This window comes from Psychrobacter sp. NG25 (assembly GCF_015234355.1).
In the GTDB taxonomy this organism is placed as follows: Bacteria; Pseudomonadota; Gammaproteobacteria; order Pseudomonadales; family Moraxellaceae; genus Psychrobacter.
In genome coordinates this window covers 271,991-298,089 of sequence record NZ_JADGMV010000004.1, presented here as the reverse complement: position 1 = coordinate 298,089, position 26,099 = coordinate 271,991, and the positions used below count along the sequence as shown (strand labels likewise).

The following is a 26,099-nucleotide window of genomic DNA, read 5'->3' as shown; positions in this document are numbered from 1 at the left end:
GAGTTGTCCTTAGAACCATTCTGTTTGCATATCAGTACAAACCGAGTTGGTATTGGTTAATAATTCGATGTCGCGTTTAACTAATGGTAGTTCCCAATCGATGAAGTATTTGGCCGCTTGTATCTTGCCTTTATAGAAATTCTGCTGCTCAGCATTTTGCGTCGTGCTTAATAGCTGCTCAGCCTTACTCGCTTGACGAATCCAGATCCAGCTCAGTACAATTGAGGCAAAGATATTCATCAATGCTTGCGCGTTGCCCGTCAATGTCACGGCTTCTTCGGTTTGTAACACTTTGCTGAGATGCACTAATACTTCATGTAAGTGACCCATGTAAGGCATCAATTTACCTGCAAGTTGCGCGCTCTCAGGTGTAGTGATATTTTCTAGATCCTGCGTGATTTCACGTTTGAGAATTTGAATACCCAAACCACCTTTTTGCCATAACTTGCGGAATGACAAATCTAGCGCCTGCACACCATTTGTGCCTTCATGGATGGGGTTTAGGCGATTGTCACGCCAAAACTGCTCAGCCTGATACTCACGCGTATAGCCTGCACCGCCCAATACTTGAATGCCCAAGTCATTGGCTTTTGGCCCATATTCAGATGGCCATGCTTTCAATACTGGGGTAAGAAGATCTAACAACTCTGTCAGCTCATTTTTTAATGTTTCGTCTTCACAAGTATTGATACGGTCAATCAGGTTTGAACCATATAGACATAAGGAGATACCACCTTCAGAGTAGGCTTTTTGCGCGAGTAACATACGCTTTACGTCACCATGATTAATGATAGCGGTTGCCGCATCTTCAGGTTTATTGTTCGGGGCGATTCTGCCTTGCGTTCTGTCTTTAGCATAATCAAGTGAATACTGATAACCGCGATAACCAACCATCGATGCGCCAAAACCAACAGCGATGCGCGCTTCATTCATCATTTTGAACATATAGCGCAGGCCGAAATGCTCTTCACCGATGAGATAACCATAACACTCACCTTCGTCACCAAAGCTCAATGCCGTAGACGTCGTGCCTCTATAGCCTAGCTTATGAATGAGTCCTGTCAAATGCACATCGTTGCGCTCGCCGACCGATGCATCATCGTTTAAGCGATACTTGGGAACAGCAAATAAAGAGATGCCTTTCACGCCGCCTGGACCACCTGGCACCTTGGCCAATACTAAATGGACGATATTGTCAGACAGTTCATGATCACCGCCTGAGATATAAATCTTGCTGCCTTTTACGCGGTAAGAACCATCGTCTTGTTTTACCGCAGTGGTTTTGATATCAGCAAGTGACGAACCTGCATGTGGCTCGGTCAATGCCATGGTTCCAGTGAATTCACCTGTCAGCATGCGCGGCATAAAGGCAGCTTTAATCTCATCGCTAGCAAAATGTGAAATCACATTAATCGCAGCAGTGGTCAAAAATGGATAAGCAGTCGTTGATGGATTGGCAGCCATAAAATAACCTGCCACGGCCGTCATCACTGTTTCAGGCAACTGCATGCCGCCGTCTTCAAAACTATAACGACCAGCGATGAACCCTGACTCACGGAATGCATCAAAAGCGACTTTTACATCACTTAGCATGCTGACCTTTTTACCATCAAACTGTGGCTCATTCTTATCCGCTACATGGTTATGCGGCAAAAACAACTGGGTCGCAATTTTGTTGGCCGTATCCAATACGGCATCAAACGTTTCGCGGCTATGCTCTGCAAACTTAGCATGCTCGGTTAAATTTTCAGTACCCAATACATCATACAATTGGAACGGTAACTCAAAGTCATTGATAAGCGTATCTGCTGCCATAGTATTCTCGTTAGCTGATTAAATTTGGTTATCAATCGATATTAAGCTAATTTAACGCCTTACCGTATTGTCATTTATGACATAATTATGGTCAAATACGACATAAATAACACTTATATTTAGAAAATTCAGATAGAAAATTTATATTTTTGGTCAGTCAAGTAAAAGGAGAATAGATACCCATGCCCTATTTCAAACCGTTTAAAGTCATTATTATTGGATTCGATGGTGTGCTCGGCAGCGCGTTGACAGGTGCGTTAGATTTATTCTCATTCACTGGTGTCAGTTGGCAACGATTTTTAGATGAGCCAGTAGAACCACGATTTAATGTGCAGATAGCGAGCGTTGGTGGCGTGGATATTAGATGTAGCAACCGCTTGATCATGCAAGCGCATTGCGATATTCAGGAAGTGGCGGAATGCGACTTGCTATTGATTCCGACTATTGGTGATTCAATCGATAAAGTATTGAGCCGAAATGCAGAATTAATACCCCATTTAAAGCGGTTGGCAGACACCAAGTCAGATATAGCCAGCAACTGTAGCGGCGCTTTTTTTCTGGCAAAAGCAGGATTATTAGATAATAAAATCGCCACCACGCACTGGGGTTACGCCAGTAAATTCAAGGCAGATTTTCCACCCGTTAACTTACAAGAGAATCAGTTTGTCACCCATTCGAAGAGTAAATCAGACAGTCAGTCGGGTAATATATTTTGTGCGGCGGGTGGTAGTGCATTTTATGATTTGGGATTGTTACTAATAGAGCGCTATTGCGGACGTGAGATTTCTACTCAAGTAGCCAAAACCCAAATCATCGATAGTAAACGAGGCAATCAAAACAGCTATACCAACGTAACGTTGCACAAACCGCATTCAGACCCATTGGTCAAGCAGGTACAAGAATTCATTGAGGAAAATTTTTATCAGACTATTCAGGTGAGCGGATTGGCTGCCATGGTCAATATCACCCCGCGTACTTTAAACAGGCGTTTTCAATCTTCTGTTGCCATGCGCCCGATTGAGTATATTCAAGCTGTCAGAATTGAGCAGGCAAAGCGCCTGCTAGAATTGGGAGATGTGACGATAAAATCGCTTGCTGAACAAGTGGGCTATGATGATATTTCTTCATTCACACGCCTCTTTAAGCGCGCAACGGAGCTGACACCAAAAGAGTATCAGGATAAGTTTTCGCGGTTAGCGATTTAACACGGTTCTTTAATGGCTAGTTTTTTAAAGTTTGTCTAATGCCTAAATTGTTTGCCACAATCCTTCGACATGTATGGTTTCAGCCTTAATGGTCGGGTAATCGGTAAATGCTAGCTGATACCCGCTATCAGTATTAGGTGTTAGCTGACAAGTTGCACCGAGTGGAAAGCTGCTCTTTTGTCCAATGTGACCAAAGCTCATACCACTATAAATTGGCAATCCTGTTAGTTCATGCAATTGGCGAATGACTGTGGCCACATCGTAACGTTTGTCATAGCTGTCCTCGCCCGTACCAGATAATGCCCCAAATACAATCGCTTGTTGATTTTTAAAGACACCTGCGAGATATAGGTCATATAGCATGCGCTCAATACGATACGCCTGCTCGCCTACATCTTCTAAGAATACAATACCGCCATCGATACGCGGTAAATACTCACTACCTGCCAGCGCCGATACCACGCTCAAGTTGCCACCCCACATAGTGCCAGTTATAGCTTTTGGCTCAGTACTTGTCAAAATACTAGGCAAACTAGGACTGGTTAAGGACGCGTCTGATATGTTGATAGCCAGATTGGGGTTGGTGAGTGCTTCAACGAATTGTCGACAGCTGATCTCGTCAGGTTTGGACTTGCCAAATTCACTATAGAGCATCGGCGCCGCAAGCGAACTCATATCTCCCTTTGCCAGCAATGCGCATTGAATAGCGGTCACATCACTAAAGCCTGCGAGGATTGTGCCCCGCTCCTTCATAATACGTCCCAGCGTCGACCAGTCAACCATCGGTAACAAACGCATGGCACCATAACCACCGCGCACACCCAGCAGTAGTTTGGGTGCTGCGATAGCACCTGTAGCAATGTTTTGCAGGTCACTCGCTCGCTGCGAATCCGTACCAGCAAACCGTAAATACTGCCGATTGGTAATCGCAGGATTATTTACTTTAAAACCCGCACACGCCACACGATCTAATGCCAATTGCGTGCGGTCGTCACTGCCACCGACGTTAGAGCTGGCAAAAAGTCGCGTCTCAATTGTAGGCGTGATACAGTTTGTCTGCGTTAACGACGCCTGTGACATTTGTGGTAATGAACCATCATCCATCAGCGCAGTTGGCAGATCATCTTTAGTCAGTTGCGTGCTGCTTGGATCCATAGCATTAGAGGCCAGGGCCTGAGTGATACTGTGAGTCGCTAACAACCCTGCCCCAGCACTCATACCAACTTGACGTAAAAACTGGCGACGATTCAATCCAGATTTCGTTTCAGTTGCATGACTATTTTTATCATCTTTCCATGACTGAGTCTTAATACCCATATCTTACTGCTACCTTATCACTTTTATTTTTATGATTTGTTTTCTTAAACCTTGTGGCAGCATATTGTAGACGCTTTTTCAGCGTTGATGGTTGCCCAATCTTTACCGATATTTACTTTTTCGCTACTGAGACACACAATACGGGTCGATCAGATTTGTTACTGTAAATACAAATTCATCGCAAAGGAAAAAGGTAATAACTATGTTTAACAAAAAAACGGATAAAAACAAAGCACTCGACTCTAATTTGGAATATTTACTTAGCAAAGAAAGTAAACTCAAAGAAAAACTGGAGGACAGTGGCTACCTTGAGCCTTTTAGTGATGATCTGATGTTATTTATGAGTCTTGTCAAAGACTATTACAAAGGTGACTACCGTAAGATTCCTTTTAAAACTATCTCAGCTGGCGTTATTGGTGCGCTCTATGTACTAAATCCAATTGACCTCATTCCTGACTCCATTCCATTTATCGGCCATATCGATGATGCGCTGGTACTTAAATTTTGTTTAAAACAGGCCAAAAAAGATCTGCAAAAATACAAAGAGTGGAAGCAAGAACAATCAAATACTAAAAATAAGTTAGAAGATAAGAACAACACTGATGACGACAAGACTAGTCCTGATGAGAAAGATAACGACTAGACTGGTACTAATCTTAAGAAAGCTTCGTGAATGTTAATACCCTAGAAGGTTAACAAAAGCGCAGCATCAAAAAAGCCACGATCGAGAATTAATGTTTCGGTCGTGGCTTTTGTTATTTCCAGTTCATTCAATACTATAATTTAATCAGGCACTTCATAATTGGCTTTTTCAGGATTGAGACCGAACGAACAAACAAAGGTGGCAACCAAGCTATTGATAATAATAAAAGGAAAATCTATGGCAGCATGTCCCAATGCATAACGACCAATCAGCCATGAGACAATCAGCATGATAATAAAAAATCCGCCCAGATACGTCAAGATGGCAGGATGCTTGAGATTATAAGGCTGCTCCGGTTCAGGCTTTTTATCGAGTATGTACGTTCTTATCACCCAACCAGCTGCATAAGAAAACCCGCCCAACACCACATAACTAAAAAAATTCATATTGCCTGACTCTGATCATATGGATGACCTAACTGTTTATAAAAAATGACTTGTTATCGCTTTTACCACAAGGCAATAAAGAAGTATGGAGAAAGGAGCATTGATAGGCTGGTTTAGCTGCTCTCATTGACATTATCAATAATGATATTGGCATGTGGATTGGCTAAGATATCCGTATTCACCTCATCACACTCCACACGATAGATAGTATTGGCTCCTCGATAAATATAGGACAAATACTCACTGTCTAGTAGCGGATCGATATTGGCATAAACAGGTTTGACATGAGCCAGCACTAGCACTCTATCAGGGCGACCAAGGACAGCATCGACATTATCAGGATCAATAGAGAAAAACTTTGGTATCTCGCTGTTTTCTATCAACTCTAACGGCTCAGCATCATCCCAAACACGTTTCGCATTTGCAGGCTCTTTCATTTGCATGACCCATGCGCCATTTTGTTGGCTAACTCTGATCTGTGCAGGCTCTTCACTACTAACCGTATAACACCCTTCAAACACAGAGAGGTCTACTGGCGCAGCTACTTCCTTATCGAGTTGCGACCCACCATCATTACAAGCCGTCAAAAATAGCGTACTGCTCACAGCAATACCAACCGTTAGGTTTGTCAGACTTTTATAAAAAACGTTTGAGCGTAAGGACATAATAGGATTATCCTGCATTTATGCATTAGACTTTTATGAAAAAATTACCGTTAAACAATGATAACTGATAGCTTGAACTGTTGTTGAAAACAGTTTTAGCGTCACGTAGCGATTTAATAAGCAAATATTTATTCAGTTAAATAGCCAAGACCTTAACGCTAGCCAGCCTATTTTAACAGAAAACGGAAAGGTTACTATTATGATATGTGGCTTTGCGATTTTGTGCGTGACGACTGCCCATCTTAATGATAGATTTGTTATACTCAACCTCAGCATATGGAGTGATAGCCAGAACAAAACGTTTGCAAAATCTCTGTGCTTTACACTCATCACTTATTAGGTTAATAATTTTTTATGTCAGACAACCGCACTTCAGTACTCTCATTCAATACCAGTAACGCGATGAATCCATTAGCTGCCAAACCGAACACGACGGTTGCCTATACAGATGGTGCCTGCAAAGGCAATCCAGGTGCTGGCGGCTGGGGCGCACATCTTATTTTTAGCGATGGACGCACGCAAGACTTATATGGCGGCGATAAAGAGACGACCAATAATCGTATGGAGCTGATGGGTGCGATACAAGCCCTGACCCATAGCCCGCATGGGCACAACCTTGAGATTTGGACAGACTCCAGCTATGTCAAAAAAGGCATCACTGAATGGATTGAAGGCTGGAAAAAAAGAGGTTGGAAAACAGCGAGTAAGAAACCCGTCGCCAACCAAGACCTTTGGCAGCAACTGGATAACCTATGCCAACAGCGAGAGGTTGACTGGCACTGGGTAAAAGGCCATGCTGGACATGCAGGTAACGAAAAGGCAGATGAACTAGCCAACCTCGGTGTTACGTCACGCAGTGCGGACATATCGGATATAGACTTACAAGATACGGCTAAAAAAAAACTCAAATAATGACTGATAATACACAAAAATCGTCTAATGATGACTGGCTAAGTTTCGACCCATTAGGTCTAGATATAATGGATGACGAAGACCTTGTAGATGAAGAGCTCATAGATGACGAGTTCATAGATAACTACAATCTCGACGAAGAGCCACTAGACAGTCATGACGATAAAAATCATGGTGATCATACGATCAACCAAGACAACACTATAAAAATGAATGACCATGATGATAATGCTAGCAAACCGATGAGTAATACAGATATGCCAGATACAGATGTAGACATGCGTATAGACGCTGATGCCCCAAAATTTGATGGTGATACTAGCCGTGCCAATCCACATTTCAAGCCGCTGCTACCCAAACCGATAAATCGCCACGAATCTGATCGCCAGCTCATTATGGATACCGAAACCACCGGGCTTGATCCGCTAAAAGGCGATCGAATCATTGAAGTCGGTATCGTTGAGATGATTGGTCGTAAATTCACGGGCGAAAAACTACACGTTTATATCAATCCACAGCGCGGTATGGATGATGAAGTTATTCGCATTCATGGTATCTCTGAGGCTTTCTTAACAGACAAGCCCACTTTTGATCAAGTTGCTCAATCACTATATGACTTTATGGACGGTGCCGAAATCATCGCTCACAATGCCTCATTTGATATGAACTTCTTGAATATGGAGTTTGCGAAAGTCGGTATGACTGACTTTGCCGAACGAGTACAAGTGACCGACTCTCTATTCATGGCAAAGCAGCAATACCCTGGACAGAAAAACACCCTAGATGCACTTGTACGCCGCCTAAATGTCGGTAAGCAGGACCGTACTTTTCACGGAGCCTTACTGGATTCAGAGATTTTAGCTGAAGTTTATCTGGCGATGACGGGTGGACAGGTCACACTTGCTATCGAAGAAGACACACAAACAGACGGCGGACAGACAGCCCATGCTAACCTTGCCAATCTAGCGTCTTTATTACTGGCATCACCTAGCGATGAAAATACCAACCAAAACTGGTATGCCTCGCTATCAGAAGACTACCCTGCACTAAAAACCTATATGTAGTCGTCATTTAAATGACTTGCGATATCGACATTTGTACAATATAGTCTTGATTATTGTTATATAAAGCGTCAAAAAACTATCAATAAATGCTTTCTTAATCGTCATCCAAACCATTGCTATTCTCATCAGTACAATATGGAAACTCCTTATGGATCAGTCTGCGCAAATGAAATTAACTGCCCCAACGCTTAGTGTCACTGATTTCAACCTACCGTCACTGCATTTATTGCATGATGAAATCATCGTAACCCTTAAAGATACTGAGATTCATCTGAGTGAATTTAATGATGATAGTAGTCAGGCGCCTCTATTATTAGACTCTATCATTGTACTAAAACAGCTGTCTTGTATTTTTGAGCTTATCTCTTTGGTTGGTGCAGAGGCACTGAACACCTCTATCGTCAACAGTTTACAGCGACTATATGATAATGGCGATAATAACGATACTGATCTGATTATGGATTTGTCAGAAGCCATCATGACACTAGAGCGCTACATAGAGTTTGTACTCTTGACAGAGTCGGTCGAGCCGACCTTGTTACTGGATATTATTAACAAGCTCAATGCTCATGGACAACATGCCGCTATTACATCAGACTACTTCTCTGCCTTTGGTAGCAGCAGTGTCGTTATTGCCAATCCTGAAAAAAACTTTCAGCCACTGAACGAGCTTAATCTAGACAGTGAGTTATTAACTTACGCTTATCGCAGTGGCCTTGGTGTTGCATTGCTTAATCAAGATGGCAATATTGGCCCAGACGATCAGCAGAAACTTGATGGTATGAGTGCAGCTTGTGCCTTGATAGCGGCAAATACCAGCAGCCTGTTTTGGCAAGCAGCCAATGCAGCGGTTACTGATATCGCCACGATATTACCGCTGAACCTTAACCAAAAACATACCCTTATTTATTTAGAGCAGCAATTCCAAAGCTACTTACCAGTGATGGATAAACGCTTTGCTGACTTGGTCAGTTTTGCATGCCAGCGCGATAATGAAGCAGCACAACAGTTGCGTGAGCAGTATGCTAAAAATCAGTTGGAAGCCCCTCAGTTTGAGCAAATGAAACGCTTTTTGTTCGGCCCTAATCGTGAGCTGACCGATACATTAAATAGCATCATTCAAACCCAAATCAACACCATTAAAGAAAATGTCGATAGCTATACGCGCGGTGATTCGATCAATCCTGTTGATGCACAGACAGCCCAGATTATTGAAGAGCTAACAACGTTGAGCTCGGCTCTGTGCTTGCTTGGTCTATCAAATGCAGCTGATAGTCTCAGCACAGCAGCAGCAGCAGTAGACAAATGGCAAGCGCCGTCACCTGACGATTTTGATCATCTGCTACTGGCATTGATGCATGCTGAAAATGCTGCTATTGCGATGGCAGAAATGCATACGCCAGGGGCGATCTACTTGCCACTTAACAACCCTCATATCTCGTTGCATCAGCTCAATACGGCACACGATACATTGATACAAGAAAGTCGTAGCGCGATTGCCAGTGCCGAGCAAGCCATCAATGATTATTTAGCTGAGCCAGAGCGCGATATACTTAATATTCAGAACATCCCTGAAATGATGCGTCAAGTTTCAGGGGCGGTGCGCTTTTTACAACTACCCACACCAGCAAGTATGCTAGGCCAGCTAGCAAATTATCTAGAGCAACGTATCGAAGACGGACAACGTATAGAAGATAATACGCTAGTGTGTATCGCGGATGTAATGATGGCAGTCGACCATCATTTGGATGGTTTTGAAAACAATCGTCCTGTTAGCAAGCAAGCACTTGATGTGGGTCAGCAGAGCTTGAGTCATCTACTCGCGACTTAGCCATTCAACTCTTTAATAATTAAATCGATACCTTTGTAGCCGCTTCTTTGCGGCTACAAATCCTCATTTATCTCTCTCACTGTAAGCCAGTGTGTATCTATATGAATACGTACTGGTCTCGAACTGTTTGGAATTCTATATGACCAACGCTTTTGTATTTAATGACGATGCCATTTTATGCCGTCAGACCCCTAATGGTTGGTGGCCTTTACAGCTTCAGTTACCACCATTCAACAATAAAAATGCAGCAGGCGATGACTATCATCAAGCCTACCAAGTGGGTCGTGTAACCCTAGTCACAAGCCTAGCACCAAGTCATTGGCAATCAGCAGATCATGCCAGTGGATCTAGCGCCGAGAGTTTAGTCAATTCCGAAATAGAGAGTGAATATACCTTTACTGCACAAGCGGCCAGCGCGATTACTTATGATTATGCCGTGGCATATAATATTGCACTGCCTATTATCGATGAAAGCGATGAAAGTAGTGGTCACGCCTTTGTTCCTTATCGTCAGCTAATGACTCATCTGCCAGTTGCTCTATCAGATCAGATTAGCCAAGCGATACAGCTATTAAGCTGGCAAGCAGATACACAGTTTTGTAGTCGCTGTGCTAGCCCTACTGTACATGCTGACCAAGGCGAACGTGCCATGGTCTGCCCAGTATGTCGATTACGTCAGTATCCTCGTGTACAACCTTGCATCATTACTGCCATTACCCGACCCAATCCTGCGACTGGTGAAATGCAAATTTTACTCGCACACCATCACCGTCATGGTCAGCCAACTATGGCGCCTATGTATGGTTTGATTGCAGGTTTTGTGGAGGTTGGAGAGAGCCTTGAACATGCGGTGGTACGCGAAGTTGCAGAAGAAGTGAATATCGGCGTGTCAGATATTAGATATGTGAGTAGCCAGCCATGGCCGTTTCCTTCTAACTTAATGCTGGGTTTTCGGGCTTCTTATGCTAGTGGTGATATCATCATTCAAGAAGATGAGCTGGCGCATGCTGACTTTTTTGATGTCTCTAACCTGCCTAGAATACCGCCAAAAGGCAGTATTGCCCATGAGCTCATTGCGCAAATTATGTGCGAACAAGGCATGCCAATTTAGCTTTTACTCTTTAACGCTGACTATAGTATAGTCGAAGCCGTTTACACCGCAACTATTTACAAGTGCTTTGACTGTATCTATTCTAATATTCTCCACAAAACTCAAATTAGCAGAGAAAACGTGTGCAGGTACTACATACACATTGTAGACCAAACGAGTTTGATACGGCTGAGTTTTGGGTTTGGTATAATGTCAGCACTTATCACTGATAGCAAGGTCATTAATTCAATGCAAAGTAGTACTACTATCCGCTTAGTCAATTTACCCATATTGTTCGATACATTAAGTTTAGAAATACTACCGGCGGATATACAAGCACAAATCTCGCATATTGATGCTTGTCTACCGCAAACGCAATGTGGGCTTTGCGAGCATCCAGATGGTTGCTTGCCATATGCCGCTGCTATCGTGCTAGATGGTGAGTCGTATAATAAATGCGTGCCTGGCGGTCAACCCGTTACTGATGCAATCGCGCAAATTATCGATATCGATATCAACAGTAATGAAACGACACTGATAGCGGCGCCTTCTCAGTGGCCAATAGACGCCACTTCTGAACGCCCAACAGAGGTACGTGCTGTTATCCGTGAAGACGATTGTATTGGCTGTACTAAATGCATCCCTGCTTGCCCAGTGGATGCTATCGTCGGCACTGGTAAGCACATGCATACTATCTTTACTGACTTGTGCACCGGCTGTGAGCTGTGTATCGCCCCTTGCCCAGTCGACTGCATCGATTTAGTCACTGTTGAACGTGATATCTCTGAGCCTGAACGAATAGCAGAGCAAGAAGATTTAAGACAGCGATATCACACTCATTTAAGACGCGTCACCGAACAGCTTGCTGATAGTAGCAACAGTAGACCCGTAGTCAGCATGGTCGAAGCAAAGCTAAACAATGCCGCCAGTCAGTCTTTAGATATTAGTGAAGCACAAGCAAAAAACACTATTGCAGCAGCCAAGCTACGTAGCAAAATTAAAAAGCTCGAAAAACAGTTAAGCGTTCGTGCGAATGACCAAAAGCAAGCTGACCTTGAAGCGCTACAAGCTGAACTGTCACAGCTTTAATGAGACCATAGACATTTCATGCAATGAGTAAGTGCGCGAACACAACCAATACCACTCGGATAATGTGATAGCCAGCAGTTTGAATAACTGACCGCCAAAATAGTAGTAAAGATACCATGAGTAAAACCGTCAAACACAAAACCGCCGATACGCCGCCATCAAGACGAATGCCCAATCGTGACGTACGCCCATTTTTTGAGAAGCTGGCAGCGACCATTGACGAACCCGTCACCGAACTCAATTATGACAGTAACTTTGAGTTGCTGATTGCGGTGATATTGTCCGCACAGGCAACGGATGTGAGTGTCAATATTGCTACCCAGCAGTTGTATCCGGTAGCGAACACACCTGAAGCAATATTGGCGTTAGGTGAAGACGGTCTAAAATCTTATATCAAAAATATTGGCTTATATAATGCCAAAGCCAAAAACGTCATCAAAACGTGTAGTGATTTGATTAAGAAATTTGATAGCACCGTCCCTGATAATCGTAAAGATTTAGAATCACTAGCGGGCGTTGGGCGCAAAACCGCCAATGTGGTGTTGAATACCGCATTTGGCCAACCAACCATGGCGGTCGATACTCATATTTTTCGAGTAGGAAATCGCACTGGTCTCGCCACTGGTAAAAACGTGCTAATCGTCGAAAATAAACTGGTTGAACGCATACCGGATGACTTCATAGTCGATGCCCATCATTATCTTATTTTACATGGGCGCTATACCTGTCAAGCACGCACACCCAAGTGCGGTGCTTGCTCTGTCTATGAAGAGTGCATGTTCAAAGACAAAGCCACATTTTTAGAATTATAATGACCATTGATTGTTTGCCGTTTGATCAATATGTTTTTTACTTTTATGGACAGATAGAATGTTGATGCTGTGATGACATGATGTCTTTTCTTTATAAAAGATACTTTCAAATAAGGGTGCCACATGCATACGATTACCGCGCTAGTGTTTGATGATTTTGAAACCTTGGATTTATTCGGACCTATTGAGATGTTTGGGAGCTTACCTGAGCATTATCGTATTCAATTTACCTCGATGGCTGGTGGCATCATCCGCAGTAAGCATGGCGTGCTTATGCAAACAGTCGCTGTCAGCGAGTTAGCTCATCAGACTGATATTGTCTTAGTACCAGGCGGGTTTGGCACGCGGCAGCTAGTCTATAACCCCTCCTTTTTGCAAACGTTAATAGCCCTCACTGATGAGGCTGACTGGGTACTTAGCGTCTGTACTGGTAGCGCCTTGTTGGCGAAAAGCGGCGTATTAAACGGTAAGCGAGCCACCTCTAATAAACTGGCATGGCAATGGGTGACTTGTCAGTCGGATCAAGTTAATTGGGTCAAACAAGCACGCTGGGTTATCGATGGTAAGTTTTATACTTCGTCAGGGGTTAGCGCAGGCATGGATATGGCACTTGGTTTTATCGCTGATAGATATGGCGTCGATAGAGCCCATCAAGTTGCGCAACATACTGAATTTCGTTGGCAAGAAAATAGCCATGTTGATGACTTTTACTGCCCTTAATCCATCACCAGTTACCTCATAACACCATCCATTGCTAGAGTTTTACCTCGATACACGGTAAAATATGCTAATTTTTTTGATTCGTTTTCATCTTTTATTTTTCTATACATTTAATAATGACTGAGTTCGTCAACTACAGTCCCTGCAATTAAGCGACCCTATTATGCGCGAATACAACTTATTTACCTCAGAATCTGTGAGCGAAGGCCATCCTGATAAAATGGCTGATCAAATATCAGACGCTATTCTTGATGCTATCTTACGTGAAGACTTACATGCACGCGTAGCCTGCGAAACCTTAGTTAAGACGGGCGCAGTAATCCTTGCAGGTGAAATCACCACGACGGCAAATATTGATCTAGAGCGTCTCGTTCGTGACACCGTAAATGGCATTGGCTATCACCATTCAGATCTAGGGTTTGATGGCGAGACTTGCGCAGTGATTAACATGCTCGGCAAACAATCTCCTGAGATTGCCCAAGGTGTCGATCGTAGCGACCCTGAAGAACAAGGTGCAGGCGATCAAGGTCTGATGTTCGGATATGCCAGTAATGAAACCGAAGTGTTAATGCCAGCCCCTATCGAATATGCTCATCGTTTGATGGAGCGTCAGTCTGAGCTACGCCGCGCAGGAGATCTGCCATGGTTACGCCCAGATGCAAAAGCACAAGTTACGCTAAAATACGATGGTAATAAACCTGTAGCGATTGATGCAGTGGTATTATCGACGCAACACGATCCTAGTATTTCACAAGCCGATCTACAAGAAGCGGTCATGGAATCTATCATCAAACAAGTACTGCCTGCTGAGCTTTTACACGCTGGTACGCGTTATCATATCAACCCAACTGGTAAGTTTGTGATTGGCGGCCCGGTTGGTGATGCTGGTCTGACTGGTCGTAAAATCATTGTAGATACTTACGGCGGTATGGCTCGTCATGGTGGTGGTGCTTTCAGTGGTAAAGATCCTTCAAAAGTGGATCGTAGTGCGGCTTATGCGGTACGTTATGTGGCAAAAAACATCGTCGCAGCAGGCCTTGCTGATCGCTGTGAAGTACAAGTTAGTTACGCGATTGGTGTCGCTGAGCCGACCTCTATCTCTGTTAATACGTTTGGTACCAGCAAAATCAGTAACGATGAAATCATTCGTCTGATTCGTACGCATTTTGATTTGCGCCCTTATGGCATTACCCGCATGCTGAATTTATTACAGCCAATGTATCAGCAAACTGCTACCTTCGGTCATTTTGGTCGTCAAGGTTCAGAAACTGCCTTTACATGGGAAAAAACAGACAAAGCTGAAATCTTGAAAGCAGACGCTGGTTTATAAAACTATTGCTTTAACTTATTTACAGACCGTTTTTAGAAAATTCATTTACTGATACTTATTAGGAGCAGCTCATGTCTCAAGACACGACTCAAGGCAACGAAGTTGATACCAACGTCGAAATCACCCCTGAAATGCAGGCATTTTACCAACGTGCTGATGCCATCATTGGTATCGCAAACAGCCAGCTAGGCCCTGAAGCACATTCAGGACAAGTAGGCGCTTCTTTATTGTATGCAGCCGCCCGTTACAGCGCATCAGTCGCTTCCATCGGTTTTGTCAAAGGTGATGATTTTGCCAAAGAAAAAGACGATATCGTTGAGTTTTATGTGAAGCAATATCGCCAAATGCTGAGCGACAACCTAACGGATTATGCGCAGAACTTTGATAAATATGTTCAGCTTAATCAAGATGACAAAGCAGCCAAATAGCACGGTGGCGTTTCGCTAAATCTCGCAAAGCGATGAAAGCCATTATAGTAATAAAAATTAAACCTAAGTTTATGATTAAGCTTGGGTTTTTTGTTCATCATGATTTAGTAGATGACTGCTTATAAATAGGCTACTATGGATGGAAACCACTTGATTCATAACATGGTTGAAGCTGACTATCGATAACAGGGATTTATCGAACTTTATCTTCTATAAGGACATATTATTATGAACCACTTACTCAAATCATGGCGATCGTGCGTGTCATTATTAGGCTTATCCGCAGCCATCGCGTTAACTGGCTGTAGCAATATCCAAGGCATTGATACGCCTGATACAGCCACCTACCCTATTCATAGCACTGAGCATCGCCAACCGATGTCTAGCGACAATCCTTTTACCAAATGCCCGCCCTACAATCCTGAGCAAACGATGTGTACCGCACAATACGATCCTGTCTGTGTCAAAGTGAAATCTGATTCAGGATTTAATTATCGTACTGCGGGCAACTCATGCTCAGCATGCGGTACAACGACGGCATTAGGCTATGTGAAAGGACAATGCTCATAACCTTGCATATATAGCCATTCCACTATAAAAATATTACAGCGTTAACCTCGTTTGAAGTATCACCTATACACCTACACTCGGTTGCCTTGTATTCAAATTATGTTGAACTCACTATATATAGATGATTTAGATTAAAATAAAGAATAGCTGAATGATATAAAAAGCCCCCACTTAATCATAAGTGGGGGCTTTTAAATATTGCTTTCGATTAACTTATCATTTAATTTTTAGAGTCTTCAAGATCAAGTGGGCCTGTTAGCAAGTCTTCATCACGGAACTCGTTGGCTGAGTTGTGCTCTGCTGACTCTTCGGTGACGAACCATTGCTGATTACGATATAGTATTAGACGATCTCGACTCAAGCCTCGTATTAACGAGTACATCATAACAACGATGACGATAGCAAAAGGGAAACCTGAAACGATAGAGGCTGCTTGCAACGCACTCAGACCACCTGCTGTCAACAGTACGGCCGCAATAACACCTTCTGTACCTGCCCAAAACAGACGCTGAATCTTTGGTGGATTGGCATCGCCACCAGAGGTCAGCATGTCAATCACAAAACTCGCCGAATCTGATGACGTCACAAACCACAATACAATCATCACAACAATGAGTAAGTTCACGGCTGAAGTTAATGGATAAGATTCCATTAGCTTAAAGATAGCGCTGCCAGTATCGGTTTGTACTGCTTCGATAAGACCAGGACTCACTATACTAGGGTCCGCTGCGGCCATCAGTTCCATATGCACTGCAGAACCACCGAAAGCGGTAAACCATAAGAACAAGATAGTAATAGGGATCAACAACACCCCTAATATAAACTCACGAATAGTACGGCCACGTGAAATACGAGCAACGAACACACCAACGAATGGTGACCAGCTTATCCACCATGCCCAATAGAATATCGTCCATGAAGACTGCCAGTTTTCTTCACCTCTATAAGACTCAGTCCAAAGCCCTAAGGGTACAATTTCATGTAAATAGTTACCGATGTTTTCGACAAAACTATTAAAGATAAACTGCGTAGGGCCTAAGATAATCACAAAGCTCAGTAGTACGACGGTGAATAAAATATTGATATCACTCAAACGCTTGATACCTTTATCCAGTCCCATAAACAGTGACAATCCTGATAACACCGTAATCAAGCCAATGAGAATAATCTGCACGGTCGTGTTATTAGGAATACCAAATAAAGTCTCAAGACCTGAGTTAATCTGTAATACACCTAAGCCAAGCGTCGTCACGACACCAAACATCGTACCGAATACGGCTAGTGTGTCCACCGTATGACCCCAACCGCCGTAGATTTTTTTACCCAATATTGGATAAAGTGTCGAACGGATAGCCAGTGGTAAACCTACTCGATAATGAAAATAAGCAAGCGATAGCGCAACCATGCCATATAGCGCCCATACATGTAGACCATAATGTAGAAACGATATATTCATCGCTTGTTTGGCAGCAGCGACCGTTTCAGCTTCTCCTAATGGCGGCGCCATAAAATGGTACAACGGTTCAGCTGTTCCCCAATAAAGCAGCCCGATACCGATACCGGCTGAAAACAGCATGCCAATCCAGGATATTAGATTGTATTCTGGTTTCTCATTTTGATGACCAAGCCTGATATCGCCATAACGACTAAATATCATATAGATGCTCATCACCAATGTTAAGTTGACAACCACAATAAAAAACCAGCCAAAGCGTAAAGACACAAAGGCTTTTGCGTGACCAAAGACTAACTCCGCTTGCTCACTAAAGAGAGCACCGAAGATAATAAACGCAAGAATTAACAACGCTGAAGTTAAAAACACGGGTTTACTTACCCGTGGAAAAGGGCCTAATCGACCAACTTTCACATGATCCATGTCGTAATCTCAATTTTTTGGGGTGGCTACCTTAACAAGATATGCACAAACTATCAAATCTAAGCAGATATTCATTACAATTGAAAATATAAAAAACCCCAAGATACCTGCGTATCTTAGGGTTTTTTCGAACGTTACTAACAATCAATGCAAGTTAATCTATAATAAATTCTGCAATAATTATTAATTATCTCTGATTATCAGTCGCCTTTTACAATCTTAGGCGGTCCTTTTAGTAGATGCTCATCAGCGAATTCATCTGCCGAGTTATGATCTGCTGACTCTTCAGTAATATAATGCTGCTGCGCTCTATATAGTATCAGTCGATCGCGACTCAAACCACGCAGTAGCGCATACATCATTGCAAATATAACCACAGCAAATGGCAATCCTGCTACGATAGCTGCTGCTTGTAACGCGCTCAATCCACCAGCGGCCAGCAAAACAGCAGCAATGACGCCTTCAGTGCTTGCCCAAAATAAACGTTGAATCTTTGGCGGATTGGTATCACCACCTGCGGTCAGCATATCAATGACAAAACTTGCTGAATCTGATGAGGTCACGAACCACAATACAATCATAATTACAATCATGAACGTGATAGGTTGGGCCAATGGATAGTACTCAACCAATTTAAAAATTGCACTACCAAAATCTGTTTGTACCGCCTCGACCAATCCAGGACTAACCAATGCTGGATCAATAGCAGCGAGAAGCTCCATATGAATAGCAACGCCGCCGAAAGTTGAAAACCAAAAGAACAATATGGTCATAGGGATAAGTAATACCCCAAGTAAGAACTCTCTAATCGTACGACCACGGCTGATACGAGCAATAAACACGCCGACAAATGGTGCCCAACTTACCCACCATGCCCAATAAAATATCGTCCATGCTGACTGCCAGTTATCTTGACCTTCATAAGACTCACCCCACAGACCTAATGGCACAACTACTGAAAGATAGTTGCCGATATTTTCTAGGAAGCTATCAAAAATGAAAAGCGTCGGCCCTAAGACAACCATAAAACTAAGCAGAATAGCCGTTAAACCGATGTTCACATCGCTTAGACGCTTGATACCCTTATCCAAGCCCATCATGACAGAACATGCGGCTAAAACAGTAACAAAGGCAATCAGAGCGATTTGTATTGTGAGGTTATTAGGAATACCAAATAATTTCTCAAGCCCTGAGTTAATTTGCATAACTCCAAGACCGAGTGACGTGACCACACCAAACATCGTACCGAATACAGCTAAAATATCAACTGCATGGCCCCACGAGCCATATATCTTTTTACCCAATATAGGATAAAGGGTTGAGCGAATCGATAGTGGTAAGCCACGGCGAAAATGGAAATAGGCTAAAGACAATCCCACAATTGCGTACAATGCCCAAGCATGCACACCCCAATGTAAGAAGGTAATGTTCATCGCCTGCTTGGCGGCTTCTATCGTCTCCTTTTCACCGAGTGGTGGTGCCATAAAGTGATATAAAGGCTCTGCTGTACCCCAGTAAACAAGTCCAATACCGATACCAGCAGAAAACAGCATGCCGATCCACGAGAATAAACTGTACTGTGGTGTCTCAGTTTGAGCGCCAAGGCGAATATCGCCATAACGGCTCATAGACAAATAAACACAAAGTCCTAAGGCCACATTAACGAGAATAATGAAAAACCAACCAAATTTATCGGTAATAAAGCCTTGTAAAAAACTGAATAGCGTACCGGCAGCTTCAGTAAAAAAAACGCCAAGAACAATAAATATAATAATAAGTAATGCTGAAGTCAAAAAAACAGGTTTACTTACCCGCGGAAAAGGGCCAAACCTGCCAACTTTTACATGATCCATAGGTATATCCCCAAAAAAGAGCGTAACCATACCAAGGTATGAACGAATCACTAAATATAACACCATGTAAATACTGCCGAATGTATAGAAATCGTAGTAACATTGCAGTAATAATCTTTCAACAATCCGAATTTGTTCGGAATAAATTTAAATATCTTCACCCAATAAAGAAGCCCCAATTTAAAAATAAATTGGGGCTTCTTCTATTAAAAGCTTAAGTAGCTGTCTTGATGCTATCTACTTCTTAATCACCTTTAACAATTTTAGGTGGCCCTTTTAGCAGATGCTCATCAACGAATTCATTCGCTGAGTTATGGTCTGCTGACTCATCCGTAATAAAGCCTTGTTGCGCTCTGTATAGAATCAGACGATCGCGACTTAAACCACGCAGTAACGCATACATCATGACAAAGACCACTAAGGCAAACGGCAGTCCCGCTACGATCGCTGCCGCCTGTAGAGCAGACAGTCCACCAGCCGCTAGCAAAATAGCAGCGATAACGCCTTCTGTCGTTGCCCAAAATAAGCGCTGGATTTTTGGTGGGTTGGTATCGCCACCAGCAGTCAACATATCGATGACAAAGCTAGCAGAATCTGACGAGGTCACAAACCATAGCATAATCATAACGACAATCAGTAGCGTAATCGGTTTTGCCAATGGGTAGTACTCAACCAACTTAAAGATGGCACTACCAGAATCCGCTTGTACTGCTTCAACCAATCCTGGACTAACACCTGACAAAGCAGAAGCAAGCTCCATATGAACAGCAACGCCGCCAAAGGTGGTAAACCAGAAGAACAAGATAAGCATTGGGATCAACAACACCCCAAGCGTAAATTCACGGATAGTACGACCACGAGAGATACGGGCAATAAAGATACCAACGAATGGTGCCCAGCTAACCCACCATGCCCAATAAAATATCGTCCAACTACTCTGCCAATCTGTCCCGCTATAAGACTCGCCCCACGTACCTAGTGGCACAATCACGGTCAGATAGTTGCCGATGTTTTCGATAAAGCTATCAAAGATAAACAGCGTTGGTCCTAAGATGACCATAAACGCTAATAAGACGATAGTGAAACCAATATTGATATCACTTAAACGCTTAATACCTTTATCCAAACCCATCAAGACTGAAGCTGCCGCGAGCGCTGTAATGAAAGCGATCAAGCCAAACTGTACGGTAAGACTATTAGGAATACCAAACAGCTTTTCGAGTCCAGAGTTGATCTGCATAACCCCAAGCCCAAGCGAGGTAACCACACCAAACATCGTACCAAACACAGCCAAGATATCGACCGTGTGTCCCCAACGACCATAGATCTTTTTACCGAGTAAAGGATACAAAGTAGATCGAATCGATAGTGGTAGGCCGCGACGGAAATGGAAATACGCTAAAGATAGCGCTACAATCGTATAAATCGCCCAAGCGTGTAGACCCCAATGCATAAATGAGATATTCATTGCTTGCTTGGCGGCTTCTACTGTCTCGGCATCGCCCATTGGTGGTGCCATAAAGTGATACAGCGGCTCTGCTGTACCCCAATAAACCAGACCAATACCAATACCTGCAGAGAATAGCATGCCAATCCAAGAGAACAGATTGTACTGTGGCTGCTCAGTCTGGTTGCCCAGTCGAATATCACCATAGCGACTCATTGCCAAGTAAATACAAAGCACGAGCGAAGTATTGACTAGGATAATAAATAGCCAGCCGAATTTATCCGTAATAAAATTTTGTAAAAAACTAAAAACAGCCCCTGCTGTTTCGGTGAAAAACGCACCGAAAATAATAAAGCCAATAATCAGCAGTGACGATGTAATAAACACAGGTTTACTTACCCGTGGAAAAGGTCCTAATCTGCCTACTTTTACTTCTTCCATGTGCAAGTCTCAAGTTTCAAGGAACGTTACCTTAACAAAATAGGTCTTAACTATCAATCAATTACAAAATAAAACTTGTTAAAACTATTAATTTACTCTAAAAGAATTTAATAGTTTTATTAAAATAATTAAATACACAGGTAGGTAAATATATCGTTAATTCGATGTTATTTCGATGTTATTTGGGCAATAATCTGAGTAATTGTGCATCATTACCGTCTTCAAGTGTCCACACTTGCCCATCTACTGCTAGCACACTGCGTATACGCTCACCCATGTCATAGCGATAACGCTCAGCGGCGGTATTGTCTTCACTTATGCCCACTACGATAAGCGCTTTAGACGATAAACCACTAATCAGCATATTGCCTTGCCACTCTGGAAAGTCATCCACTGTACCCGCAGAGTAAACACTCATCGATGAAGGTGATATGACTGGGGTCCATGTAATCTCAGGTGCTTCAAACTCAGGCTGAGTATCATGATCAGGGATATCAACCCCCGAATAATTTCGGCCATTAGACACGAGCGGCCAGCCATAGTTTTTACCTTTTTTAATCAGATTAAACTCATCACCGCCTCTTGGGCCCATCTCGTGCGCCCATAACTGTCCGCTGTCATCGAATGCCATACCCAATATATTGCGATGACCTATCGTCCAAAACTGCTTGGCGATGTCATTTGTATCATTCGAAAATGGATTGTCTGCTGGGATAGATCCGTCAGCATTTAGACGTATAATTTTACCTAGATTGACACTCATATCTTGCGCTGGGGTTTTTTCTTGGCGCTCGCCTGAACTGACGTATAAATATTGCCCATCAGGTGAAAATAAGAGGCGATGACTGTAATGACCTTGCCCTTTTACTTTTGGAGATTGCTCCCAGATTGGCATAATGGCTTGCAAACTTGGCGTACTGGTATCTAAATCTATCAATGTTGCCTTGATGACTTTCGCACCAAATTTACCACTATCAGCACCTTCCCCTGCTTCAACATAGCTAACATATATGTTATTGGTACTAGCAAAATCTGGTGCAATAATGACATCACCCAGTCCTCCTTGCCCGCCATAAGCGACTGCTGGTACGCCAGTCACTGCTGTCTTCGCACCTGTTGTGGTATCAACTATAAATAACTCACCTGTCTTTTGTGTCACCAAGATTTTTTGTGGTGAATTATCTGCTTTAGGTAACGCTGTCATCGCCCAAGGTTCATCAAAAGTAGCAATGATTTCAGTGGAAAATTCTGGTTTATCAGCGCTCATAGAAGAATGAGCATCCGAGGTTTTGGCGTCCTTGTATTCTGCCAGATCTTCATTGGTATTGACTACTGACTGATTGGAGCAAGCAGACGTGCTCATCAGCAATGTCACTAATATAATCGGTAAAGTTAATGGTGCACTTAGATATTTTTTGTTGATTATCGCCATGTTGTAATCTCCATTTATTTTACATTCGTCTTATGAGTACTTAGGTTATTTATAACATAGTAAAAGCATGAAAACGGTAAATAATAATAGCCCACAACATAAAAACCCCTTATTTACCTATATAAAATATAGGTAAATAAGGGGCTAGTTTTATCAAGAAAACGGTCTGTTTGTCTTAGATCTTAGCTCATTCTGAGTTTATTGAAGCTCAGCTTGTCATCAGAGCCGACATCGACTTTGATGATATCTCCTGCCACAAAATCACCCGCCAACAGCTTCAATGACAATGGGTTTTCAATCTCTTGCTGAATGGCACGTTTGAGCGGGCGCGCACCATACACAGGATCATAGCCGACCGCAACCAACTTGTTCATCGCATCCGCTGATAGCTCGATATCCATCTCACGATCATGTAAACGTTGACGCAAACGATCTAACTGGATAGAAGCAATTCCTGCCATTTGTGACATACCAAGTGGATGGAAGACCACAATCTCATCGATACGGTTGACGAACTCTGGGCGGAAATGCTGACCAACAGAATCCATCACCTCAGCTTTGATATCCTCGTAGCTTTCGCCGACCATTTCTTGAATCTTATGCGAACCCAAGTTACTGGTCATAATAATCACCGTATTCTTGAAATCAACCACACGACCTTGTGAGTCAGTCAAACGCCCATCATCCAATACTTGTAATAATATATTGAACACATCAGGATGCGCTTTCTCGACTTCATCAAACAAAATCACACTATAAGGCTTACGGCGAACAGCCTCAGTCAACGCACCGCCTTCTTCGTAGCCAACATAACCTGGAGGCGCACCAACCAATCGACTGACACTGTGTTTTTCCATGTACTCACTCATGTCGATGCGCACTATCGAATCTTCACTATCAAACAAGAAGTTCGCCAATGACTTGGTCAGCTCAGTTTTACCGACCCCTGTAGGCCCAAGGAATAAGAACGAGCCAGAAGGACGGTTAGGATCAGACAAACCCGCTCGGCTACGGCGTACCGCATTTGCTACCGATTCGACCGCCTCATCTTGACCAATCACACGCTCATGGAGTTTTTCTTCCATTGCTAGCATTTTTTCACGCTCGCCTTGCATCATTTTGTTGACGGGAATACCTGTGGCAGCCGCAACCACTTCCGCAATCTCATTGTCTGTGACTTTGTTACGTAGTAGCTTGACGCCACTACCTTCGCCTGTTTGCTCTTTTTGTTCTGCCAAGTCAGACTCAGTGATACGGCGCTCTAGCTGCGGAATGGTTTCGTATTGCAGCTTACTCATGGTCTCATAGTCACCTTCACGACTGGCTTTGTCATACGCAATACGAGCCTTATCTAGCTCGTCTTTTAGCTGCTGACTGCCTTTGACCAGCGCTTTTTCTGCTTGCCAAATTTCATTTAGATCCGCGTACTCTTTTTCAAGCTCTTCAATTTGTGCATTCAGTACTTTACGCTCTGCCTGTGCACCAGCGTCTTCTTCGTTCTTGAGTACTTCACGCTGCATTTTTAACTGAATTAAGCGACTATCGAGCTTACCTAGGGCTTCAGGCTTACTATCCATCTCCATACGCAGACGACTGGCTGCTTCGTCAATTAAGTCAATCGCCTTATCTGGCAACTTGCGATCGGTAATATAGCGGTGGCTCATGCGTGCAGCCGCAATGATGGCACTGTCTTGGATGTCGACCCCATGATGCAGCTCATAGCGCTCTTTGAGACCTCGCAAAATCGCAATGGTGTCTTCAACCGTTGGCTCATCGACCAACACTTTTTGGAAACGACGTTCAAGCGCCGCATCTTTTTCAATATACTTGCGATACTCATCTAATGTCGTTGCACCAACACAGTGTAGCTCACCACGTGCCAGTGCAGGTTTTAGCATATTGCCAGCATCCATCGCGCCTTCAGATTTACCAGCACCGACCATGGTATGCAGCTCATCGATAAATAAGATGACGTTGCCTTCTTGCTTGGCCAAATCGCTCAATACACTTTTGAGTCGCTCTTCGAACTCACCGCGGAATTTTGCCCCTGCAATCAAAGCGCCCAAGTCTAATGACAACACTTCTTTACGACGCAGACCTTCTGGCACATCACCATTGATGATTTTTTGCGCCAAGCCTTCGACGATAGCCGTCTTACCAACGCCCGGCTCACCAATGAGTACAGGATTATTTTTGGTACGACGTGACAACACCTGAATGGTACGGCGAATTTCTTCGTCACGACCAATCACTGGATCCAGCTTGCCAAGCTCTGCTTGTTCAGTCAGATTGATCGTATATTTATTGAGTGCATCACGTTGATCTTCAGCGTTTTGATTATTGACGGTATCATCGCCGCGCAACTGCTCAATGACCACTTTTAATTTGCTTGCTGTCACGCCAGCACTTTCAAATATCTTTTTGGTTTCGCCCTGCTCAGACAGTGCCAACATTACCCATTCAGTGGCAATAAAATCATCACCTTCTTTCTGTGCTTGACGGTCTGCTAAATTTAGAATTTTGACTGAGTTTGGATTTAGATTGACATCACCTGTTGGCTCCGAAATCGTTGCTTGACCGTCAAGCGCCTTTGCCACGCCATTTTTTAGAGCAGGAATAGAAGCACCTGCTTGTTGGCAGATAGACAAGTTAGACTCATCTTGTAGCAATACCGCAAGCAGATGCACAGGATCGATACCTGTATGATCGCGGCCTAAGGCTAGGCTTTGTGCTTCTTGAATAGCAGATTGCAGTTTTTGGGTAAATTTCTCAAATCTCATGTTTCTATCCTTTTATAATTAGTATTTACAATAGCTGTTTTATGGTTTAGCGCTTACTGTTATCTGTCATTTATATAAGGTATATACATAAGTATTTCAAGCCAATTATCAAATAAAACCTTACTATTAATGATGATATATCATACCACTTATTTATTAATATATTTTAATTATATTCTTAAGATAAATTTAAAATTCGTTTAGAGTAGATGCACCATTAAATAAATATAAATAGACACAGCTTAACCATGCAAAAGCATTATTAGTACAAGAGTAAATATGAATGATGGGTAGTCGTTTTAAGATTAGCTAGTCAGTTGAAGATAATACGGA

At 43.0% G+C, this 26,099-nt stretch carries 19 protein-coding genes and 1 pseudogene; 11 read left to right on the top strand and 9 right to left on the bottom strand.

The window, feature by feature from the left end:
- Positions 1-9 precede the first annotated feature (9 nt).
- Entirely contained in the window at positions 10-1,815 is a 1,806-nt protein-coding gene (locus IPZ60_RS08350; protein WP_194197339.1) for an acyl-CoA dehydrogenase, read from the bottom strand.
- Positions 1,816-1,997: 182 nt separating this feature from the next.
- On the opposite strand from IPZ60_RS08350, the gene IPZ60_RS08345 reads away from it, so the two are divergent.
- A complete protein-coding gene (locus IPZ60_RS08345) occupies positions 1,998-3,020 on the top strand; it encodes a GlxA family transcriptional regulator (RefSeq protein WP_194197338.1) in 1,023 nt (340 codons plus the stop codon).
- 42 nt (positions 3,021-3,062) lie between these two features.
- Here IPZ60_RS08345 and IPZ60_RS08340 read toward each other — a convergent pair whose 3' ends face one another.
- Positions 3,063-4,337, bottom strand: a complete 1,275-nt coding sequence (locus IPZ60_RS08340) for an LD-carboxypeptidase (protein ID WP_194197337.1) — start codon at positions 4,335-4,337, stop codon at positions 3,063-3,065.
- 202 nt (positions 4,338-4,539) lie between these two features.
- Here IPZ60_RS08340 and IPZ60_RS08335 point away from each other — a divergent pair, with 202 nt between their 5' ends.
- Entirely contained in the window at positions 4,540-4,980 is a 441-nt protein-coding gene (locus tag IPZ60_RS08335) for a YkvA family protein (protein ID WP_194197336.1), read from the top strand.
- A gap of 140 nt (positions 4,981-5,120) precedes the next feature.
- Here IPZ60_RS08335 and IPZ60_RS08330 read toward each other — a convergent pair whose 3' ends face one another.
- Together IPZ60_RS08330 and IPZ60_RS08325 are read right to left on the bottom strand one after the other, a co-directional pair.
- A complete protein-coding gene (locus tag IPZ60_RS08330; RefSeq protein WP_194197335.1) occupies positions 5,121-5,426 on the bottom strand; it encodes a hypothetical protein in 306 nt (101 codons plus the stop codon).
- A 113-nt stretch (positions 5,427-5,539) separates the two neighbouring features.
- Positions 5,540-6,091 (bottom strand): hypothetical protein, encoded by a 552-nt coding sequence (locus tag IPZ60_RS08325; protein ID WP_227669289.1) that lies wholly within the window; start codon positions 6,089-6,091, stop codon positions 5,540-5,542.
- Between the two features lie 354 nt (positions 6,092-6,445).
- Here IPZ60_RS08325 and dnaQ point away from each other — a divergent pair.
- From dnaQ to IPZ60_RS08275, 9 genes and pseudogenes are all read left to right on the top strand, one after another.
- Positions 6,446-8,067: pseudogene (dnaQ, locus tag IPZ60_RS08315) on the top strand (DNA polymerase III subunit epsilon).
- A gap of 148 nt (positions 8,068-8,215) precedes the next feature.
- Complete coding sequence (locus tag IPZ60_RS08310) at positions 8,216-9,898, top strand: hypothetical protein (RefSeq protein ID WP_194197333.1); 1,683 nt, start codon at positions 8,216-8,218, stop codon at positions 9,896-9,898.
- Positions 9,899-10,037: 139 nt separating this feature from the next.
- On the top strand, positions 10,038-11,009 hold the full coding sequence (gene nudC / locus IPZ60_RS08305; protein ID WP_194197332.1) for an NAD(+) diphosphatase: 972 nt from the start codon (positions 10,038-10,040) through the stop codon (positions 11,007-11,009).
- A gap of 228 nt (positions 11,010-11,237) precedes the next feature.
- Positions 11,238-12,077 carry an RnfABCDGE type electron transport complex subunit B gene (locus IPZ60_RS08300; protein WP_194197385.1) on the top strand — a complete coding sequence of 280 codons (840 nt, stop codon included), beginning with the start codon at positions 11,238-11,240 and terminating at the stop codon, positions 12,075-12,077.
- A 116-nt stretch (positions 12,078-12,193) separates the two neighbouring features.
- Positions 12,194-12,889 (top strand): endonuclease III, encoded by a 696-nt coding sequence (gene nth / locus IPZ60_RS08295; RefSeq protein ID WP_194197331.1) that lies wholly within the window; start codon positions 12,194-12,196, stop codon positions 12,887-12,889.
- 123 nt (positions 12,890-13,012) lie between these two features.
- Complete coding sequence (locus tag IPZ60_RS08290; protein ID WP_194197330.1) at positions 13,013-13,609, top strand: DJ-1/PfpI family protein; 597 nt, start codon at positions 13,013-13,015, stop codon at positions 13,607-13,609.
- A gap of 163 nt (positions 13,610-13,772) precedes the next feature.
- Positions 13,773-14,939 (top strand): methionine adenosyltransferase, encoded by a 1,167-nt coding sequence (metK, locus tag IPZ60_RS08285; RefSeq protein WP_110922765.1) that lies wholly within the window; start codon positions 13,773-13,775, stop codon positions 14,937-14,939.
- Between the two features lie 71 nt (positions 14,940-15,010).
- Positions 15,011-15,367: a DUF3144 domain-containing protein gene (locus IPZ60_RS08280; RefSeq protein ID WP_110922764.1), complete on the top strand. Its 357-nt coding sequence runs from the start codon at positions 15,011-15,013 to the stop codon at positions 15,365-15,367.
- Between the two features lie 228 nt (positions 15,368-15,595).
- Positions 15,596-15,937, top strand: coding sequence for a hypothetical protein (locus tag IPZ60_RS08275; RefSeq protein WP_194197329.1), 342 nt, complete (start codon positions 15,596-15,598; stop codon positions 15,935-15,937).
- Positions 15,938-16,157: 220 nt separating this feature from the next.
- On the opposite strand, the gene IPZ60_RS08270 is transcribed toward IPZ60_RS08275, so the two are convergent.
- The 5 genes from IPZ60_RS08270 to clpB form a co-directional block, all read right to left on the bottom strand.
- The gene (locus IPZ60_RS08270; protein ID WP_194197328.1) at positions 16,158-17,813 is read right to left on the bottom strand and encodes a BCCT family transporter; all 1,656 of its coding nucleotides are present in this window, start codon (positions 17,811-17,813) and stop codon (positions 16,158-16,160) included.
- A 200-nt stretch (positions 17,814-18,013) separates the two neighbouring features.
- Positions 18,014-19,666, bottom strand: a complete 1,653-nt coding sequence (locus IPZ60_RS08265; protein ID WP_194197327.1) for a BCCT family transporter — start codon at positions 19,664-19,666, stop codon at positions 18,014-18,016.
- Between the two features lie 244 nt (positions 19,667-19,910).
- Positions 19,911-21,554: a BCCT family transporter gene (locus IPZ60_RS08260; protein WP_194197326.1), complete on the bottom strand. Its 1,644-nt coding sequence runs from the start codon at positions 21,552-21,554 to the stop codon at positions 19,911-19,913.
- Between the two features lie 178 nt (positions 21,555-21,732).
- Positions 21,733-22,986 carry a PQQ-dependent sugar dehydrogenase gene (locus tag IPZ60_RS08255; RefSeq protein ID WP_194197325.1) on the bottom strand — a complete coding sequence of 418 codons (1,254 nt, stop codon included), beginning with the start codon at positions 22,984-22,986 and terminating at the stop codon, positions 21,733-21,735.
- Positions 22,987-23,168: 182 nt separating this feature from the next.
- Positions 23,169-25,766, bottom strand: coding sequence for an ATP-dependent chaperone ClpB (gene clpB / locus IPZ60_RS08250; protein WP_194197324.1), 2,598 nt, complete (start codon positions 25,764-25,766; stop codon positions 23,169-23,171).
- Positions 25,767-26,099 lie beyond the last annotated feature (333 nt).

Bases quoted from the DNA above. Each gene is read 5' to 3' on its own strand.
- IPZ60_RS08310 (WP_194197333.1), top strand. From the start codon at position 8,216: ATGGATCAGTCTGCGCAAATGAAATTAACTGCCCCAACGCTTAGTGTC.
- IPZ60_RS08345 (WP_194197338.1), top strand. From the start codon at position 1,998: ATGCCCTATTTCAAACCGTTTAAAGTCATTATTATTGGATTCGATGGT.
- IPZ60_RS08335 (WP_194197336.1), top strand. From the start codon at position 4,540: ATGTTTAACAAAAAAACGGATAAAAACAAAGCACTCGACTCTAATTTG.
- IPZ60_RS08330 (WP_194197335.1), bottom strand. From the start codon at position 5,426: ATGAATTTTTTTAGTTATGTGGTGTTGGGCGGGTTTTCTTATGCAGCT.
- IPZ60_RS08265 (WP_194197327.1), bottom strand. From the start codon at position 19,666: ATGGATCATGTAAAAGTTGGCAGGTTTGGCCCTTTTCCGCGGGTAAGT.
- clpB (WP_194197324.1), bottom strand. From the start codon at position 25,766: ATGAGATTTGAGAAATTTACCCAAAAACTGCAATCTGCTATTCAAGAA.
- IPZ60_RS08270 (WP_194197328.1), bottom strand. From the start codon at position 17,813: ATGGATCATGTGAAAGTTGGTCGATTAGGCCCTTTTCCACGGGTAAGT.
- nudC (WP_194197332.1), top strand. From the start codon at position 10,038: ATGACCAACGCTTTTGTATTTAATGACGATGCCATTTTATGCCGTCAG.
- IPZ60_RS08260 (WP_194197326.1), bottom strand. From the start codon at position 21,554: ATGGAAGAAGTAAAAGTAGGCAGATTAGGACCTTTTCCACGGGTAAGT.
- IPZ60_RS08300 (WP_194197385.1), top strand. From the start codon at position 11,238: ATGCAAAGTAGTACTACTATCCGCTTAGTCAATTTACCCATATTGTTC.
- IPZ60_RS08340 (WP_194197337.1), bottom strand. From the start codon at position 4,337: ATGGGTATTAAGACTCAGTCATGGAAAGATGATAAAAATAGTCATGCA.
- IPZ60_RS08280 (WP_110922764.1), top strand. From the start codon at position 15,011: ATGTCTCAAGACACGACTCAAGGCAACGAAGTTGATACCAACGTCGAA.
- IPZ60_RS08290 (WP_194197330.1), top strand. From the start codon at position 13,013: ATGCATACGATTACCGCGCTAGTGTTTGATGATTTTGAAACCTTGGAT.
- nth (WP_194197331.1), top strand. From the start codon at position 12,194: ATGAGTAAAACCGTCAAACACAAAACCGCCGATACGCCGCCATCAAGA.
- metK (WP_110922765.1), top strand. From the start codon at position 13,773: ATGCGCGAATACAACTTATTTACCTCAGAATCTGTGAGCGAAGGCCAT.
- IPZ60_RS08275 (WP_194197329.1), top strand. From the start codon at position 15,596: ATGAACCACTTACTCAAATCATGGCGATCGTGCGTGTCATTATTAGGC.
- IPZ60_RS08325 (WP_227669289.1), bottom strand. From the start codon at position 6,091: ATGTCCTTACGCTCAAACGTTTTTTATAAAAGTCTGACAAACCTAACG.
- IPZ60_RS08255 (WP_194197325.1), bottom strand. From the start codon at position 22,986: ATGGCGATAATCAACAAAAAATATCTAAGTGCACCATTAACTTTACCG.
- IPZ60_RS08350 (WP_194197339.1), bottom strand. From the start codon at position 1,815: ATGGCAGCAGATACGCTTATCAATGACTTTGAGTTACCGTTCCAATTG.